General features: G+C 54.7%; 18 protein-coding genes and 3 tRNA genes. 13 read left to right on the forward strand and 8 right to left on the reverse strand.

Annotated elements, in window-relative coordinates:
* The first annotated feature begins 6 nt into the window (after positions 1–6).
* The gene (locus tag L462_RS01405; RefSeq protein WP_025205610.1) at positions 7–1,353 is read left to right on the forward strand and encodes a PTS sugar transporter subunit IIC; all 1,347 of its coding nucleotides are present in this window, start codon (positions 7–9) and stop codon (positions 1,351–1,353) included.
* Positions 1,354–1,400: 47 nt separating this feature from the next.
* Here L462_RS01405 and fhuF read toward each other — a convergent pair whose 3' ends face one another.
* Both fhuF and L462_RS01395 read right to left on the reverse strand, forming a co-directional pair.
* Positions 1,401–2,189 (reverse strand): siderophore-iron reductase FhuF, encoded by a 789-nt coding sequence (fhuF, locus tag L462_RS01400; protein WP_020885292.1) that lies wholly within the window; start codon positions 2,187–2,189, stop codon positions 1,401–1,403.
* Between the two features lie 94 nt (positions 2,190–2,283).
* Complete coding sequence (locus L462_RS01395; protein ID WP_020885291.1) at positions 2,284–3,348, reverse strand: GGDEF domain-containing protein; 1,065 nt, start codon at positions 3,346–3,348, stop codon at positions 2,284–2,286.
* A 215-nt stretch (positions 3,349–3,563) separates the two neighbouring features.
* Between L462_RS01395 and L462_RS01390 the strand changes: the two genes are divergently transcribed.
* Positions 3,564–3,833 carry a DUF1435 domain-containing protein gene (locus tag L462_RS01390; RefSeq protein WP_072031470.1) on the forward strand — a complete coding sequence of 90 codons (270 nt, stop codon included), beginning with the start codon at positions 3,564–3,566 and terminating at the stop codon, positions 3,831–3,833.
* Positions 3,834–3,873: 40 nt separating this feature from the next.
* Here L462_RS01390 and L462_RS01385 read toward each other — a convergent pair.
* The 4 genes from L462_RS01385 to rsmC all read right to left on the reverse strand — a co-directional run bounded on the left by L462_RS01385 (position 3,874) and on the right by rsmC (position 5,396).
* Positions 3,874–3,960: transfer RNA gene (locus tag L462_RS01385), tRNA-Leu, on the reverse strand.
* Between the two features lie 32 nt (positions 3,961–3,992).
* A tRNA-Leu gene (locus L462_RS01380) sits at positions 3,993–4,079 on the reverse strand.
* Positions 4,080–4,107: 28 nt separating this feature from the next.
* Positions 4,108–4,194, reverse strand: a tRNA-Leu gene (locus L462_RS01375).
* 173 nt (positions 4,195–4,367) lie between these two features.
* Entirely contained in the window at positions 4,368–5,396 is a 1,029-nt protein-coding gene (rsmC, locus tag L462_RS01370) for a 16S rRNA (guanine(1207)-N(2))-methyltransferase RsmC (protein WP_032679580.1), read from the reverse strand.
* A gap of 102 nt (positions 5,397–5,498) precedes the next feature.
* Here rsmC and L462_RS01365 point away from each other — a divergent pair, with 102 nt between their 5' ends.
* From L462_RS01365 to L462_RS01330, 8 genes are all read left to right on the forward strand, one after another.
* Positions 5,499–5,912, forward strand: coding sequence for a DNA polymerase III subunit psi (locus L462_RS01365; protein WP_014168517.1), 414 nt, complete (start codon positions 5,499–5,501; stop codon positions 5,910–5,912).
* Positions 5,881–6,324 carry a ribosomal protein S18-alanine N-acetyltransferase gene (rimI, locus tag L462_RS01360; RefSeq protein ID WP_032679581.1) on the forward strand — a complete coding sequence of 148 codons (444 nt, stop codon included), beginning with the start codon at positions 5,881–5,883 and terminating at the stop codon, positions 6,322–6,324. Before L462_RS01365 ends, rimI begins: the two co-directional genes overlap by 32 nt.
* A gap of 19 nt (positions 6,325–6,343) precedes the next feature.
* Positions 6,344–7,021: a pyrimidine 5'-nucleotidase gene (gene yjjG / locus L462_RS01355; protein WP_014168519.1), complete on the forward strand. Its 678-nt coding sequence runs from the start codon at positions 6,344–6,346 to the stop codon at positions 7,019–7,021.
* Between the two features lie 91 nt (positions 7,022–7,112).
* Positions 7,113–8,702, forward strand: a complete 1,590-nt coding sequence (gene prfC / locus L462_RS01350) for a peptide chain release factor 3 (RefSeq protein ID WP_014168520.1) — start codon at positions 7,113–7,115, stop codon at positions 8,700–8,702.
* A 303-nt stretch (positions 8,703–9,005) separates the two neighbouring features.
* Entirely contained in the window at positions 9,006–9,623 is a 618-nt protein-coding gene (osmY, locus tag L462_RS01345) for a molecular chaperone OsmY (protein ID WP_020885287.1), read from the forward strand.
* Positions 9,624–9,752: 129 nt separating this feature from the next.
* Entirely contained in the window at positions 9,753–9,914 is a 162-nt protein-coding gene (locus tag L462_RS01340; RefSeq protein WP_003856556.1) for a DUF1328 domain-containing protein, read from the forward strand.
* Between the two features lie 120 nt (positions 9,915–10,034).
* Positions 10,035–11,087 carry a patatin-like phospholipase family protein gene (locus L462_RS01335; RefSeq protein WP_032679582.1) on the forward strand — a complete coding sequence of 351 codons (1,053 nt, stop codon included), beginning with the start codon at positions 10,035–10,037 and terminating at the stop codon, positions 11,085–11,087.
* Entirely contained in the window at positions 11,084–11,866 is a 783-nt protein-coding gene (locus tag L462_RS01330; protein ID WP_032679583.1) for a TatD family hydrolase, read from the forward strand. Before L462_RS01335 ends, L462_RS01330 begins: the two co-directional genes overlap by 4 nt.
* Here the strand turns inward: L462_RS01330 and L462_RS01325 are convergent.
* Both L462_RS01325 and L462_RS01320 read right to left on the reverse strand, forming a co-directional pair.
* The gene (locus L462_RS01325; RefSeq protein ID WP_020885284.1) at positions 11,861–12,721 is read right to left on the reverse strand and encodes a YjjW family glycine radical enzyme activase; all 861 of its coding nucleotides are present in this window, start codon (positions 12,719–12,721) and stop codon (positions 11,861–11,863) included. The two genes, L462_RS01330 and L462_RS01325, sit on opposite strands and share 6 nt — an antisense overlap.
* Positions 12,696–14,243, reverse strand: coding sequence for a YjjI family glycine radical enzyme (locus tag L462_RS01320; RefSeq protein WP_032679584.1), 1,548 nt, complete (start codon positions 14,241–14,243; stop codon positions 12,696–12,698). The genes L462_RS01325 and L462_RS01320 overlap by 26 nt, the downstream gene beginning before the upstream one ends.
* Positions 14,244–14,504: 261 nt before the next feature.
* Here L462_RS01320 and deoC point away from each other — a divergent pair, with 261 nt between their 5' ends.
* From deoC to deoB, 3 genes are read left to right on the forward strand one after another with little or no spacing between them, the layout of a single operon-like run.
* Positions 14,505–15,284: a deoxyribose-phosphate aldolase gene (gene deoC, locus L462_RS01315; RefSeq protein WP_020885282.1), complete on the forward strand. Its 780-nt coding sequence runs from the start codon at positions 14,505–14,507 to the stop codon at positions 15,282–15,284.
* 56 nt (positions 15,285–15,340) lie between these two features.
* Entirely contained in the window at positions 15,341–16,663 is a 1,323-nt protein-coding gene (gene deoA / locus L462_RS01310; protein WP_014168528.1) for a thymidine phosphorylase, read from the forward strand.
* 53 nt (positions 16,664–16,716) lie between these two features.
* Complete coding sequence (deoB, locus tag L462_RS01305) at positions 16,717–17,940, forward strand: phosphopentomutase (RefSeq protein WP_020885280.1); 1,224 nt, start codon at positions 16,717–16,719, stop codon at positions 17,938–17,940.
* Positions 17,941–17,972 lie beyond the last annotated feature (32 nt).

A 17,972-nucleotide genomic window follows, 5' to 3' on the forward strand; every position in this document is an offset into this window, starting at 1 on the left:
TCTGCTATGTCTGCCAACCATGCTGCGTTTAATCTGATATTTCGTTTTGTAGAAAATTACGTCAGCCCGATTGCCGGGCGGATCTCCTCCCAGCGTCATGTTATGGCTATTCGTGATGGCTTTATCTCCGCGATGCCGTTCATGATTGTGGGTTCATTTTTACTCGTCTTCGCGTATCCACCGTTTTCGCCTGATACCACCTGGGGTTTCGCGCGCGCCTGGCTGGACATGGCAAAGCAATTTGAAGGTCAGATCCTCACGCCGTTTGATATGACGATGGGCGTTATGTCCCTGTATATCTGCGCGGCCATTGCCTATAACCTTGGCAAACACTATGTCAAATCGCATCAGTTAGACCCGTTTATGTGCGCCATGCTGTCGCTGATGGCGTTTCTGCTGGTCGCGGCGCCGAAAACCAAAGGCACGCTTCCGGTCGACAGCCTCGGCGGGACAGGTATTTTTACCGCGATTCTGGTGGCTATCTACTGCGTTGAGATGATGCGTTTTCTCAAAGCGCATAACATCGGGATCCGTCTGCCGGACCAGGTTCCGCCGATGATCAAAAACTCCTTTGATCTGTTGATCCCGGTGCTGGTGGTGGTGTTGACGCTTTACCCGTTGAGTCTGGTGATTCAGTCTGAGTTTGGCATGCTGATCCCGCAGGCGATTATGTCTGTCTTCAAACCGCTGGTTTCCGCCGCAGACTCCCTGCCGGCAATCCTGCTGGCGGTGTTGATTGGGCATTTGCTGTGGTTCGCCGGGATCCACGGCGCCGCGATTGTCTCCGGGATGTTGCAGATGTTCTGGCTGACCAACCTGGGCGCTAACCAGACCGCGCTGGCCGCCAGCCAGCCGCTGCCGCATATTTTTATGGAAGCGTTCTGGACGTTCTTTATCGTCATCGGGGGGTCAGGTGCCACGATGGGGCTGGTGTTCTGCTACCTGCGCAGCCGCTCCGCTCATCTGCGTTCTATCGGCCGCCTGAGCGTGGTGCCAAGCCTCTTTAACATCAACGAACCCGTTATTTTCGGTACGCCGATTGTCATGAACCCGGTGTTCTTTATTCCGTTCCTGCTGGCACCCATGGTTAACGCCGTGTTGGCCTGGTCGGCGATGAAGTTCGATCTGATTGGCCGCGTGATCTCCGTTGTGCCGTGGACGGCACCTGCACCGGTAGGTGCCGCATGGGCGCTGGGCTGGGATTTCCGTGCAGCCATTCTGGTGGTGGTCCTGGCGTGCGTATCGGCCATCATCTACTTCCCGTTCTTTAAAGTGTACGAGAAGCAGCTGCTGGAGCAGGAAGCGGAAGAAGCGCAACGTAATGCGGAAGAGGAAAATCAGCAGGTAGCGTGAGAAACGGATGCCGGGTCAGCGTTAATGCGACCCGGCAACACCTGACCTTACTTGAGCGTACAATCTCCACACTGCTGAACGTCCGGCAGGCGATAACGCTGGCAGCAGGTGCGACGAACCAGAAGCCCGTCACGAAGGACCACGGTGCGGAATAACGGGTTATCGCGGCCATCGGAAAGCTGTTTTGCAAAGAAACAGGACTGGCGCAGGGCCTCGACCTTCTCATCACCGAGCAGAGGTTTCATTTCCGTCAAATACCAGTGGATTAAATACCCGGTATTGCTCCAGATAAGCTTCCCGTTGATTTCCCCCGTCTCTTCCAGCGCATCCACTACCGGGATCAGGGCGCGAGTTATGAGCTGCTCCATACGTTCCTGAGCAGAGAGGTGCTCCGCATTCTGGTCTTCGTGGAGATCAATCCAGAAACAGGCCGCACGGCCGGTCTCGTGGAACTCGACATGAAAATATTCCGGGGAGAGTTCCAGCATGCCCTTTTGAGTGAGCAGCGCCAGCATGAGTGGGGGCACCATCAGCCCGATATACCACTGCGCCCAGAGGGAGAGCAGGGGTTTGTTTTCCCGCGTAAGGGTCGGTTGATTGCGATAGATATGGTCGGAATAGGTTGCCAGCAACGACTGCAGTGTCGACGGCTGTCGCCACTCTTCCAGCGTCATGGCGTGGTGCGGGTGCGCTTCATCCAGCCTGATAAAGTCCAGCAGGTGGGCGCGGGTTTTAGCGATCTTATCCCTGATGGCATCCGCAAGCGAAACATTCCCGGTGGGGAGACGGGCTCTCCAGAGAAGTGGTTCAACGATTTGTGCGGTATGAGTGGCCATAGTATAGATACAAATCTAAATGATAATGATTGCCAATCCTAACTATTGCTCATACCGATGGCAAGACTTTTGTCCTCGTTATATGACGCCGCGCTTACGCGGTCTGAAGCTCTTCGCTCAGCAGGATGTTATTGCGCCCCATATGCTTTGCTTCGTAGAGGGCTTTGTCCGCTTTCTCCAGTGCGCCTTCGGCGTCTTCATCCTCAAAAATGGCAATCCCAATGCTGATGGTGACGTTTGTCGCCACGCTTTCATTGAACATATGCGGGATTTTTAAATCGTAGACTTTCTGGCGGATCCGCTCTGCCGTCTGGCGGGCATGCTCGAGAGAAATATTGGTCAGCAGAACCATAAATTCTTCCCCGCCGAAGCGCGCCACAATATCGCGTGAACGCACGGCATCACGGATGGCAGCAGAGACCCGGATCAGCGCCTGGTCGCCCATCATATGGCCGTAGTGGTCGTTGTAGGCTTTAAAGTGGTCGATATCCATCAGCAGGACAAAGTGCTCGCCGTTCTCCACTGCCGGAAGATTCTCCAGCCGGCTTTGCAGTCCGCGACGGTTATAAAGGCCGGTAAGCGGGTCCATCATGCTCAGATCGGTGAGGGTCTCACGCTCCTCCAGCAAACGGGAGAGCAGTTCCTGCGCGAAGCGATCGTTACGTCTTTGCAAAATGTTATGAATCGCAATTGCTACCACAGGAAGTGCGAAAGAATAGGTCATTCTCAGCCATATATCATGATTACTTAACCACAGGCAGACAATAAAGGTGGGGAAGGAGTGCAGCGTAAATGCTTTGATATTACTGGCGAAGGCCAGCGTACCAATAAACAGTACCGTTAATAATGCCATGATCAAATAGGTCGCCTGATCGTGGGTAATTAACGAAAATTTCGAGGCCACCTGCCACGCCCATAAAATACCGAAGATCGCTGAAACGGCAGGAATATTTACCTTGCGGGTTCTCTTTTTCCAGTGCCAGACGAGCAGCCCGATGCTGATAACAAAAATAGAAATCAGAGGGACCGATAACAGGCGAATAGAATAGAGCGGGTTTGTTACCGAGAACACAGCAGAGGTCGCGTTCAGAAATAAAAATAAACGTAACGATAATTGATATTTACTGTGGACCAAAGACCGCCAGGATTGTGATGTCATAGTAGTGCGTTTTTATTAATATTTAATTAAAACAGGTAAATAGGTGTTGTTTCGCAATGAAAGATGCAAAAAACTCAAAGAGTAATTATCAGAAAAACTTTAGGTCTAGTTAACAGGTGAGCAATTTATCACCTTAGGCATTTCCTGTCATTACAGGAAAGGTAAAGGGGGAGAGTTTTTGATTAATCGCGCTGACAAATGATAATTGATATCATATGATATTGGTTATCATTATCAGTGTGAGAGGGCGAACCATGTTGAACAGGACGCTGGGAAGTGGTTGGGGAGTGTTACTGCCGGGGGCGATTCTTGGCGGTCTGATGTTTGCCGATCTCTCCATTGATGTCTGGAAAGTGCTCATTGTGTCAGGACTGTTAGTGACGTCAGGGATGATCTGGCATAAACAGCTGCGCCACTTTGTGTTACTGCCGTCATGCGTAGCACTGGTCAGTGGAATTCTGGTGATACTGATGAGTTTGAAATAAGCGGAAAGCGAGAAGAACGTCAGAAAGGATGTAAGATAATTGGTGCGAGGGGGGGGACTTGAACCCCCACGTCCGTAAGGACACTAACACCTGAAGCTAGCGCGTCTACCAATTCCGCCACCTTCGCACAGTCATCTTACTTTTTTGATATCGCCTCGTTGGTGCGAGGGGGGGGACTTGAACCCCCACGTCCGTAAGAACACTAACACCTGAAGCTAGCGCGTCTACCAATTCCGCCACCTTCGCCCAGTGCGAGCAATATCAACGTGATTTATGGTGCGAGGGGGGGGACTTGAACCCCCACGTCCGTAAGGACACTAACACCTGAAGCTAGCGCGTCTACCAATTCCGCCACCTTCGCATACCATCGACACTGTAAAAGTATCGTAACCACGGAGGCGCATTCTAGATGTTTTCAGCTTTACGTCAACAGAAAAATGCGCACGCTGTTTTGATTGCTGCAAAAATGGCCGATGGTAGCGCCAGGTTTTGCCGGATAGCGGTTACGCGTATCCGGCCTGCCAGATAAGGGGATTACTTCTTAGCCTGACGCGTCATCACGGTGCGGTAAACCTTAAAGCGACCCGTCTGGGCGATGACTTCATGGAAGCCAAAGGTTTCATCCAGCACTTTCGGGTACGGCAAGAAGGCGTTAGCCACGATACGCAGTTCACCCCCGCTGTTCAGATGACGTACTGCACCACGGATCAGCGTTTGCGCCGCTTCAAGGCTGGTTTCCATGCCATCGTGGAACGGCGGGTTGGAGATGATCATGTCGAAACGGCCATTCACGTCAGAGAAGACGTTGCTGGCAAACACGTCGCCTTCCAGGCCGTTTGCAGCAAGCGTTGCGCGGCTTGCTTCAACCGCCGGGGCGCTCACATCGCACAGGGTTAAGCGCACTTTTGGCGAATGGCTCGCCAGTACGGTCGCCAGTACACCCGCGCCACAGCCGACGTCCAGCACTTTGCCTTTCGTATGCGGCGTCAGGGTGGAGAGCAGAAGCTGGCTGCCCACGTCCAGACCGTCGCGGCTGAAGACGCCTGGCAGAGTTTTAATGGTCAGACCGTCAAGCTGATACTCATCCCAGAATTTCTCAGCATCAAAGGTCGCCTGTTTTTCCAGACGGCCGTGATACAGGCCACAGCGACGGGCGCTGTCGATTTTATTCAGCTGCGCATAGCCTTCCAGCATCTGTTCTGCGCTACGAACGCCACTGCGGTTCTCACCGACCACGAAAATATCGCAGCCAACGGGCAGCAGAGAAAGCAGGTTCATCAGCTGGAACTGGGCTTCTGGCTTGTTCTTCGGCCAGTAGTAGATGAGCGTGTCGCAGTCGGCGATGTCGCTCTGTTCAGCGACCAGGCTAAAGCGCGCGCGGTCGTCCATCTGGCAGCTCAGTACCTGCCAGTGGTGGTAGTATTGGGTGTGGGCACGGCTTTCAGCACAGTCGAAACGTGCGGGCAGGTCATCCTGCATATCTCCGGCAAACAGAATACGGCTTTCTTCGAAATCATCACTGTGACGCAGCAAGACTTCACTTGCCGGGGTAAATGCAGACATGAATTGTTCCTCAATTAACTCAGGCGGGGATTATAGTAGGTAGATGGCGCAGTTTCGACACATTTGCTATATTTGCGCGCCTGAGAGACAGGAGTTTTCCCTATGACATCCCGACGAGACTGGCAGTTGCAGCAACTGGGCATCACCCAGTGGGCCTTGCGTCGCCCGACGGCGTTGCAGGGCGAAATCGCCATCTCCATCCCTGCGCACGTCCGGCTGGTGATGGTGGCGGAGGAACTGCCTGCCCTGAATGAACCCCTTATTGGTGATGTCCTTCGTAGCCTGAAGCTGACCACTGAACAGGTTTTACAGCTTACGCCAGATAGGGTCACCATGCTGCCATCCGACAGCCGCTGCAACAGCTGGCGTATGGGAGACATCGATGAGGTCTCCCTGGAAGGGAGCCAGATCTGCTCGCCAGCGCTGGACGAACTGAAAGCCAACCCAAAAGCGCGCAGCGCGCTATGGCAACAAATCTGCGAATATGAACACGATTTCTTCCCTCACGACGCCTGACCTGACCGCGGCGTACGCGATTGAAACGCGCGCCCATGCTTTTCCATGGAGCGAAAAAACCCTCGCCAGCAATCAGGGCGAGCAGTATCTGAATTACCGTCTGGACGTCGACGGCACGATGGCCGCTTTTGCCATCACGCAGGTCGTTCTGGACGAAGCGACGCTGTTTAATATCGCGGTTGATCCCGCGTATCAGCGCCGGGGGCTGGGAAGAGAACTGCTTGAGCATCTCATTCGCGAGCTCGAAACCCGTGACGTTTTCACCCTGTGGCTGGAGGTGCGCGCGTCGAATGTCGCCGCCATCGCACTCTATGAAAGCTTAGGCTTTAACGAGGCGACTATCCGCCGTAACTACTACCCCACCGCAGAGGGACGTGAAGACGCCATCATAATGGCTCTGCCGCTTGGATAACTAAAATAAGGTTGTAACGATGAAATGGGACTGGATTTTCTTTGATGCCGACGAAACGCTGTTTACGTTTGACTCGTTTGGCGGCCTACAGCGGATGTTTCTCGATTATAGCGTTACCTTCACCGCTGAAGACTTTCAGGACTATCAGGCGGTAAACAAACCGCTGTGGGTGGATTACCAGAACGGTGCCATCACCGCGTTACAGCTGCAGCACCAGCGCTTTGATGTCTGGGCCGAGCGGTTAAACGTCAGCCCGGGTGCGCTTAACGATGCCTTCCTTAATGCCATGGCGGATATCTGCGCACCGTTGCCGGGCGCGGTTTCCCTGCTGGACGCCCTGAAAGGCAAGGCGAAGCTGGGCATTATTACCAACGGGTTTACCGCCCTGCAGCAGATCCGCCTTGAGCGTACGGGCCTGCGCGATCATTTTGACGCGCTGGTGATCTCTGAAGAGGTGGGCGTACCTAAGCCGGATCCGCGTATTTTTGATTATGCGCTGGAACAAGCGGGCAATCCCGATCGTGAACGTGTGCTGATGGTCGGGGACACCGCGGAGTCGGATATTCGTGGCGGGATGAACGCCGGCCTGTCGACCGTCTGGCTGAATGCACACGGTCGCACGTTGCCGGAAGGTATCCAGCCGACCTGGACCGTCACGTCATTGAACGAACTGGAGCAGCTCCTGTGTAAACAATGATTGCCTGCCCCCCATTGATGGGTAAAATAGCCGCATTTTTCGTATCCCATGATGCGCGGCCTGACGCCGCGCTTATATAGAAGATTTCATTATGACGTTGTCTCCTTATCTGCAAGAGGTGGCCAGGCGCCGTACTTTTGCCATTATCTCTCACCCGGATGCCGGTAAAACGACCATCACCGAGAAGGTGTTGCTGTTCGGACAGGCGATTCAGACTGCGGGTACCGTAAAAGGCCGTGGTTCCAACCAGCATGCAAAATCTGACTGGATGGAGATGGAAAAGCAGCGTGGTATTTCCATTACCACCTCCGTGATGCAGTTCCCGTATCATGATTGCCTGGTCAACCTGCTGGATACCCCGGGGCACGAAGACTTCTCGGAAGATACCTACCGTACGCTGACGGCGGTGGACTGCTGTCTGATGGTCATCGACGCCGCGAAAGGGGTAGAAGATCGTACCCGTAAGCTGATGGAAGTTACCCGTCTGCGCGATACGCCGATCCTCACCTTTATGAACAAACTCGACCGTGACATCCGCGACCCGATGGAGCTGATGGATGAAGTGGAAAACGAGCTGAAAATTGCCTGTGCGCCTATCACCTGGCCCATTGGCTGCGGCAAGCTGTTCAAGGGTGTCTACCACCTTTATAAAGACGAAACCTATCTCTACCAAACCGGTAAAGGCCATACCATTCAGGAAGTCCGTATCGTAAAAGGTCTGGATAACCCGGAGCTGGATGCGGCTGTGGGTGAAGAGCTGGCCGCGCAGCTGCGTGACGAGCTGGAGCTGGTTCAAGGTGCATCTCACGAATTCGACAGAGAGCTGTTCCTGAGCGGTGAAATCACCCCGGTCTTCTTTGGTACCGCGCTGGGTAACTTCGGCGTTGACCATATGCTTGATGGCCTGGTGGAGTGGGCGCCACAACCGATGTCACGTAAAACTGACACCCGTGAAGTGGAAGCGAAAGAAGAGAAGTTCACCGGTTTCGTCTTTAAAATTCAGGCCAACATGGACCCGAAACACCGTGACCGCGTCGCCTTTATGCGCGTGGTGTCCGGTAAGTATGAAAAGGGCATGAAGCTGCGTCAGGTTCGTATCGGTAAAGATGTGGTGATCTCCGACGCGCTGACCTTTATGGCGGGCGACCGTTCGCACGTTGAAGAGGCCTATCCGGGCGACATCATCGGTCTGCACAACCACGGTACGATTCAGATCGGCGATACCTTCACCCAGGGTGAAATGATGAAGTTCACCGGTATTCCGAACTTCGCACCGGAACTGTTCCGTCGTATTCGCCTGCGCGATCCGCTGAAGCAGAAACAGCTGCTGAAAGGGCTGGTTCAGCTTTCCGAAGAGGGCGCTGTCCAGGTGTTCCGCCCTATCGCTAACAACGATCTGATCGTAGGCGCTGTCGGTGTGCTGCAGTTCGACGTGGTCGTTGCGCGTCTGAAGAGTGAGTACAACGTGGAAGCGATCTATGAATCGGTTAACGTGGCAACCGCGCGCTGGGTAGAGTGTTCTGACGTGAAGAAATTCGAAGAATTTAAACGTAAGAACGAAGTGCAGTTGGCACTGGATGGCGGTGATAACCTGACGTATATCGCTCCAACCATGGTCAATCTTAACCTGACGCAGGAACGTTATCCTGATGTCCAGTTCCGCAAAACGCGCGAACACTGATCCCCTCTCAGAGCACGGCAATCGCCGTGCTCTTCTTTATTTCCTGTCTTATTAATCTCTTGCGGAATGTTCTTAATTCAACATTATTTCGCGTCTTTTGCTCGTTTTTTACCCAAATCTGAAAGCGGCACTGTGAGAGTGATCTATATTTAACTCAGTGTTTAACACCGGGTGTGGATGAATTAACTGTTCAATGCATGACTTTGGGTTCTCCATTTTGCCCGTGTGTTTATTCGCAATATATAAAACTAGCAATTAGGGAAGTATGTCGCCCGAATGACGGGTATACACAGGAATACATCGATGAATATGACAAGACTGAAGATTTCTAAAACTCTGCTGGCTGTGACACTGGGTAGCATCCTGGTAAGTGGTTCTGCTCTGGCTGAAACCAGCACTATGGATAAAGCCCAGTCCACCGCCGATACCGCAGGGCAAAAAATCGATAGCTCTATGAATAAAGTCGGTAATTTCATGGATGACAGCTCAATCACAGCAAAAGTGAAAGCCGCACTGGTGGATGATGAAGCTATCAAGAGCACCGATATTTCCGTTAAAACTGACAAGAAAGTTGTCACCCTGAGTGGTTTTGTAGAAAGCCAGGCCCAGGCCGAACAGGCGGTAAAAGTGGCGAAGGGTGTTGAAGGTGTAGCGTCCGTGAGCGACAAACTGCACGTTCGGGACAGCAAAAACGCGTCGGTGAAAGGGTATGCCGGAGATGCAGCCACCACCAGCGAAATCAAAGCTAAACTTTTAGCAGATGACATCGTGCCATCTCGTAAAGTGAAAGTGGAAACCACCGATGGCGTGGTTCAGCTTTCCGGTACGGTCGATTCTCAGGCGCAAAGTGAGCGCGCCGAGTCCATCGCGAAAGCGATCGATGGTGTTAAAAGCGTTAAAAACGATCTGAAAACGAAGTAAATCTGCACCATTCGCCCGTCTGGCTAACGTCAGCGGGCGAAATAAAAATGACTCTGGAAAATCGCCGGTGAGTGATCTGAGCGCGCTCACATTTAGCGGCCGACATTAACTATGGTAAAGGAGAAGCTTATGTTTCGTTGGGGCATTATATTTCTGGTTATCGCGTTAATTGCCGCCGCATTGGGCTTTGGTGGTCTGGCAGGTACAGCGGCATGGGCAGCAAAAATTGTCTTCGTCGTGGGTATCATTCTGTTCCTGGTCAGCCTGTTTACGGGTCGCCGACGTCCGTAGCAAACGCAATATTCCTTCAACAAAAAAAAGCCAGTCCTCGTGACTGGCTTTTTCTTGTTTCAGTCGCTGGTCGGGTGCGCTACTGTGTCATAACAGAAAAATGAAAACAGGAAAGCAGAGGTGGGGCAACGAATTCCCGTTACGCTCGGCAATATTGCGCCGCTGGCGTTAAAGCCGTTTCGCGCAGGCCCGCTTGCGCTGGTGTGTGAAGGTGGCGGACAGCGCGGCATTTTTACGGCCGGTGTGCTGGACGAGTTTATGCGCGCGCAATTCAACCCGTTTGACCTGTACTTCGGGACCTCTGCCGGGGCGCAAAATCTCTCTGCTTATGTCTGTAACCAGCCCGGCTACGCGCGAAAAGTGATCATGCGCTACACCACGGCGAAAGAATTTTTCAACCCGGTGCGCTTTGTGCGCGGCGGGAATTTGATTGACCTCGACTGGCTGCTGGATTCGACCTCAAGCCAGATGCCGCTGGCAATGGATACGGCGGCGCGCCTGTTCGACAGCGGAAAAGAGTTCTGGATGTGCGCCAGCCGTGGTGATGACTACACGCCGGGCTATTTCTCTCCTCAAAAAGAGAACTGGCTGGATATCATTCGCGCCTCCAGCGCCATTCCCGGTTTCTATCGTTCCGGCGCGCTGCTGGACGGCATCAGCTATCTGGACGGCGGCATCAGTGACGCGGTGCCGGTACAGGAAGCTGCGCGACGCGGGGCAAACACCATTGTGGTGATCCGCACCGTACCGTCGCAAATGTACTATACCCCGCAATGGTTTAAACGCATGGAGCGCTGGTTAGGCGACAGCAGCCTGCAACACCTGGTCAACATCGCGAAGCAGCATGAAACGACCTACGGCGCTATGCAGCGCTTTATTGAAAAACCGCCGGGTAAGCTGCGTATATTTGAAATTTACCCGCCTAAACCGCTGGTCAGCATGGCGCTGGGCAGCCGCGTTCCTGCGCTGCGTACCGATTACAAAACGGGGCGCCTGTGCGGGCGTTACTTCCTGGCGACAATAGGCAAACTGCTGGCTGAACAACCGCCTATACATCGTCATAAAGCCATTATTACCCCACCAGCGATGGTGGCGAATGATGCGCTGGCGATGCCGCTGGTGGATGCTCCGCAGGCGAATGACGCATTGTTAGATAATGAGGATCTGGCGTGACGTACCGGTTTATCGATACCCACTGTCATTTTGATTTTCCACCGTTTACGGGGGATGAAGAGCAAAGCATCACGCGAGCTGCACAAGCCGGCGTAGAGGCGATAATTGTGCCGGCGGTTGAAGCGGCATACTTTGAGCGGGTAGTGGATCTCTCAAGGCGGCACCAGGCGCTGTACGCCGCGCTCGGCCTGCATCCCATTGTGATTGAACACCATCTTGATGAGCATATCGACGCGCTGGACGCCATTGTGCAGACGGCTGGCGACAAACTTGTCGCCATCGGTGAGATCGGCCTCGATCTCTATCGCGACGATCCGCAGTTTGCGCGCCAGCAGACGATCCTTGATGCGCAGCTGCGGCTGGCGAAGCGCCACGATCTGCCGGTGATCCTTCACTCCCGCCGAACCCATGACAAACTGGCAATGCATCTGAAGCGTATCGATCTTCCGCGAAGGGGCGTTGTGCACGGCTTTTCAGGGAGCCTGCAGCAGGCGCAGCGCTTTATTGCGCTGGGCTATAAAATTGGCGTCGGGGGTACCATCACCTATCCACGCGCCAGTAAAACCCGCGATGTGATGGCGCAGCTGCCGCTCGAAGCATTATTACTGGAAACCGACGCGCCGGATATGCCGCTCAACGGTTTTCAGGGGCAGCCAAATCGCCCGGAGCAGGCCGCTCGGGTCTTTGACACGCTTTGTGAGCTGCGCGAGGAGCCGGAAGAGGTGATTGCGCATGCCCTGCTGGAGAATACCCGCGCGGTATTTGGTATTACGTTATAGATAAAGCGCCGGTCGGATCACCACGATTTGCTGTTGTTCCAGTGCCCGCGCCAGCGGCTCAATATCTTCCGGCGTGGCGCTGCGCCAGGACGCGGCCTCACCGTAAACGCCGTGAGCATGAAAGGCGTTAATGCGTACCGGGACATTGCCCAACGCGTGGATAAACGCCGTCAGCGCTTTGAGATGCTCCAGATAATCACATTGCTCCGGGATCACCAGTAATCGCAGTTCCGCCAGCCGCTGGTGGTGTGCCAGCCAGCGGATACTGTGCTTAATCTGCGGATTTTCGCGTCCGGTCAGGAAGCGATGGTGTTCGTTCCCCCAGGCCTTCAAATCCACCATTGCCCCGTCGAATACCGGCAGCAGTTTTTGCCAGCCGGTTTCCCCTAACAGACCGTTGCTGTCCACCAGACACGTCAGGTGTTGCAGGGCGGGATCGGCTTTGATCGCCGTGAAGAGCGCCACCAGGAACGGTAGCTGCGTTGTCGCTTCACCGCCGCTCACGGTAATGCCTTCAATAAAGGGGGCGGATTTAGAGAGCTGAGTGAGGATCTCGTCGACGCTAAAACGGTGCGCCATTGGCGTTGCCTGCTGCTGGCACAACTGCAGGCAGGTATCACACTGCTGACACTGACTCTCCTGCCACCAGACCCGCCCGGCCTGTATGTTCAGCGCATCGTGCGGGCAATGGGGTACGCAGTCGCCACAGTCGTTGCAGCGTCCGATGGTCCACGGATTGTGGCAGGTTTTGCAGCGCAGGTTGCACCCCTGGAGAAACAGAGCCAGGCGGCTGCCCGGTCCGTCCACGCAGGAGAAGGGGATCACCTGACTAACTAAAGCGCATCTGCTGTTCATGGCTTATCACGCGTGGCTGGCGCTCCAGGATGCGGGTATGTCGGGCGGCTTCTTCTCCAAGCCAGGTGGTGTTAGTGCGTGACCCTGCTTCACGGTATTTCTCCAGGTCGGACAACCGCACCATATATCCGGTCACGCGTACCAGATCGTTACCGGCCACGTTGGCGGTGAACTCCCGCATTCCGGCGTTGAACGCACCCAGACACAGTTGCACCACGGCCTGTGGGTTGCGTTTTACCGTCTCGTCCAGCGTCAGGATGTCGCTAATCCCGGCGTGATAGTGCTTGTGGTGTGGCGCCACGCTCAGCAGGTGGCTAATCGGGTCCGGCTCCTCCCCGTAAGGCAACCGCGCGCCCGGCGTCGTACCGATATCAGAGCTTATTCCGGACTGGGCATGCAGCATCGCACGCTGTTTCCAGCCGTATTTCACCGGCGTGTTTTCAACAAACGCCGCGAGCTGTTTGCTGATCCGATACCCCAGCGCGTTGGCCTGGTCGTCTTTACCGTAACGGCCCGGGGAACCCGCTTTCTCGCACAGCACGTTCACCGCTTCGGCCAGGCCGTACATGCCGAACATCGGCACAAAGCGGTCGGGATCAATCAGCCCCTCTTTGACGAGGAAGCTATTCTCAAAGAAGCCGGATTTTTGATACAGGAACTCGCAGCGGGCATTGATGACGGCCAGTTGCTGCTGGCAGTAGTGGGGCAACGTACGGGTAAAAAAGTCTTCGGGCGAGTCGCTATGTTCGGCAATGGCCTTCAGGTTCAGGCGCACCAGCGTGCTGCCGCCGCCTGCCAGCGGCAGGGAGTTGTAACAACTCACGATGCCATAACGGCCTTTTGTGAAAATTTTATCATTCACTGGGCCGTTAGAAATATGGGGTTTGCTGCATTCACAGAGATTTTCGGCCACCCTGAGCAGCAGCGAATCTGGTGTGATATCGGGATCATAAATAAAGGTCAGATTCGGTGCGACCTGCTTCAGCTCTGCATCAGCGCGTAAAATCGCGCGGGTAACGGGCGTGTCCGCCGGACCAATATTGGCATGCATAAACGCATCCGGAAGCGTTCTGTCGAGATAGCGCCAGAAACGTTTTATTCGGCTATCGATTTCTTCTTGTGTTAGAATATTAACATACGGTTGCAGTAATGCATCAAGATGACCGAGGAAGACCGGCATCGATGTGACAGAAGGAACATGGTGGTACAGGATGGTCAGCAGTGAGAGCGCGTCATCCAGATCCTTTGCCCCTTCCAGCTCCAGCCATGCCGAGCCGTTGGCGAGGAATCTGGCGTAATCAGGCAGAACATAGCGCGGTTTATAAGGCGCATGGCCTTCGAACATGTCGCAGATAAATCCCTCTTCCAGCGCGGTGCGAGCGGCCTGAGGCAGCGCGGGGTAGGGAAGATTGTTCTCCGCCTCCAGCGCCAGAAAATGACGTTTTTGCTCGGGGGTCAATACCGGGCTTGTCACAATTTGCTGGCAACGTTGTTGCAGTGCGTGAGGGCTGGCGTGGGACATATTCGCTTCCTTTATGGTTCTGCGGATGATGACCGAATTGTAGGAAGTCATCCCGGAGGGACTTTTGATCCCACACCGGGTATCGCTGCTTTAATCAGCAGCGACAGCAGTAAAATTTGAAGTTCATCTCATTACAGTAATGCAAATTTGTACGCAGTTTTCATTAACTGTGATGAATGTCGAAGTGTAAGTGCGGCTGGATGTTAGAATAGTCACAGACCGCAAGGTGAAATTTATACGGCGATGCCGTTGGAGAATGTTATGACCGATTTAACTGCAAGCAGCCTGCGCGCGTTGAAACTGATGGACCTGACCACCCTGAATGATGACGACACCAATGAGAAAGTCATCGCCCTGTGCCATCAGGCGAAAACGCCCGTCGGGAACACTGCAGCCGTCTGTATCTACCCGCGCTTTATCCCCATTGCCCGTAAGACGCTGAAAGAGCAGGGCACGCCGGATGTACGCATTGCAACCGTGACTAACTTCCCGCACGGCAATGACGACATCGAGATTGCGCTGGCTGAAACCCGCGCGGCCATCGCGTACGGTGCTGACGAAGTGGACGTGGTATTCCCGTACCGTGCGCTGATCGCCGGTAACGAGCAGGTTGGTTTTGACCTGGTGAAAGCGTGTAAAGACGCTTGTGCAGCGGCAAACGTGCTGCTGAAAGTGATCATCGAAACCGGTGAGCTGAAAGAAGAAGCGCTGATCCGTAAAGCGTCTGAAATCTCCATCAACGCGGGTGCAGATTTCATCAAAACCTCTACCGGTAAAGTGCCGGTGAACGCAACGCCGGAAAGCGCGCGCATCATGATGGAAGTGATCCGTGATATGGGCGTGGAAAAAACCGTAGGCTTCAAACCCGCGGGCGGCGTGCGCACGGCTGAAGATGCGCAGCAGTTCCTGGCGATTGCCGATGAACTGTTTGGCCCGGCGTGGGCGGATTCCCGTCACTATCGCTTTGGTGCATCCAGCCTGCTGGCGAGCCTGCTGAAAGCGCTGGGTCACGGCGACGGTAAGAGCGCAAGCAGCTACTGATTTTTATCCTGCGGCGGGCCATCCGCCGCATTTAACCTGTTTTCTCGGGGGTTACCGTGTTTCTCGCACAAGAAATTATTCGTAAAAAACGTGATGGTCATGCATTAAGCGACGAAGAGATCCGCTTCTTTATCAATGGCATTCGTGATAACACCATCTCTGAAGGGCAGATTGCTGCTCTGGCGATGACCATTTTCTTCCACGATATGTCGATGCCTGAGCGTGTATCGCTGACCATGGCGATGCGAGATTCAGGAACCGTTCTGGACTGGAAAAGCCTGAACCTCAACGGCCCGATTGTGGATAAACACTCAACCGGCGGTGTAGGTGACGTGACGTCGCTGATGCTGGGCCCAATGGTGGCGGCCTGTGGTGGTTATATCCCCATGATCTCCGGGCGTGGCCTGGGACATACCGGCGGTACGCTCGACAAACTGGAAGCCATCCCGGGCTTCGATATCTTCCCGGATGACCATCGCTTCCGCGACATTATTAAAGACGTTGGTGTGGCGATTATCGGCCAGACCAGCTCTCTTGCTCCTGCCGACAAGCGCTTCTACGCGACCCGCGATATCACCGCGACCGTCGACTCTATTCCCCTGATTACCGCCTCTATCCTCGCCAAGAAACTGGCGGAAGGCCTGGATGCGCTGGTCATGGATGTGAAAGTGGGCAGCGGCGCCTTTATGCCGACCTATGAGCTTTCCGCGGCGCTGGCAGAAGCCATTGTGGGTGTCTCCAACGGAGCGGGCGTGCGTACTACCGCCCTGCTGACGGACATGAACCAGGTGCTGGCGTCCAGTGCAGGCAACGCTGTGGAAGTGCGTGAAGCCGTGCAGTTCCTCACTGGTGAATACCGGAACCCGCGTCTGCTCGATGTCACCATGGCCCTGTGCGTGGAGATGCTGATCTCCGGCAAGCTCGCCAGCGATGATGCCGACGCACGCGCCAAACTTCAGGCGGTGCTGGATAACGGCAAAGCGGCAGAGATCTTCGGCCGCATGGTAGCGGCGCAGAAAGGCCCGACCGACTTCGTGGAACACTACGCGAAATACCTGCCAACGGCGACGCTCAGCAAAGCGGTCTACGCCGATACCGAAGGCTTTGTCTCGGCGATGGATACGCGCGCGCTCGGCATGGCGGTCGTGTCGATGGGCGGCGGTCGTCGTCAGGCCTCGGACACCATTGATTACAGCGTCGGCTTTACCGATATGGCGCGTCTGGGTGACAGCGTCGATGGTCAACGTCCGCTGGCCGTGATCCACGCGAAAGATGAAGCCAGCTGGCAGGAAGCGGCAAAGGCGGTGAAAGCGGCCATTACGCTTGATGATAAAGCACCGCAAAGCACACCGACTGTCTATCGCCGTATCACCGAATAGCGGTATACTGATCTGATCGATAATTTTTGAAGCACTACGTACGGAGAACAATTATGAAACGTGCATTTATTATGGTGCTGGACTCATTCGGCATCGGCGCAACCGAAGATGCAGAACGTTTTGGTGACGTGGGTTCCGATACCATGGGTCACATCGCTGAAGCCTGTGCGAAAGGCGAAGCGGACAACGGTCGTAAAGGCCCTCTGACTCTGCCAAACCTGACCCGTCTGGGTCTGGTGAAAGCCCATGAAGGTTCTACCGGTAAAATTGCAGCCGGTATGGACGGCAATGCGGAAGTGGTAGGCGCGTACGCCTGGGCGCACGAGCTCTCTTCCGGTAAAGATACCCCGTCTGGCCACTGGGAAATCGCCGGCGTGCCGGTTCTCTTCGACTGGGGTTACTTCTCCGATCACGAGAACAGCTTCCCGCAGGAGCTGCTGGACAAGCTGGTTAAGCGTGCCAATCTGCCGGGCTACCTCGGTAACTGTCACTCTTCCGGTACCGTGATTCTGGACGAACTCGGTGAAGAGCACATGAAAACCGGCAAGCCGATTTTCTACACCTCTGCCGACTCCGTGTTCCAGATTGCCTGCCACGAAGAGACCTTTGGCCTGGATAAGCTTTACGAGCTGTGCGAAATCGCACGTGAAGAGCTGACCGAAGGCGGCTATAACATCGGTCGCGTGATTGCACGTCCGTTTATCGGTGATAAAGCGGGTAACTTCCAGCGTACCGGTAACCGTCATGACCTGGCCGTTGAGCCACCGGCACCGACCGTACTGCAGAAGCTGGTTGACGAGAAAGACGGCCACGTGGTGTCCGTGGGGAAAATTGCAGACATCTATGCCAACTGCGGTATCACCAAAAAAGTGAAAGCCACCGGTCTGGATGCGCTGTTTGACGCCACCATCAAAGAGATGAAAGAAGCGGGTGACAAGACTATCGTCTTCACCAACTTCGTGGACTTCGACTCCTCCTGGGGCCACCGTCGTGACGTGGCCGGTTATGCCGCGGGACTGGAACTGTTTGACCGCCGTCTGCCGGAGCTGATGGAGCTGGTGGGTGAAGATGACATTCTGATCCTGACCGCCGACCACGGCTGCGACCCAACCTGGACCGGTACCGACCACACACGCGAGCACATTCCTGTGCTGGTGTACGGCCCGAAAGTGAAACCTGGCTCACTGGGCCACCGTGAAACCTTCGCCGATATCGGTCAGACTATTGCGAAATACTTTGGTACGTCCGACATGGAATATGGCAAGGCCATGTTCTAAACACATCCGGGCGTATCCCCTCTCCCTCCGGG

This window comes from Enterobacter sp. BIDMC 26, assembly GCF_000534435.1.
GTDB lineage: Bacteria > Pseudomonadota > Gammaproteobacteria > Enterobacterales > Enterobacteriaceae > Enterobacter > Enterobacter ludwigii.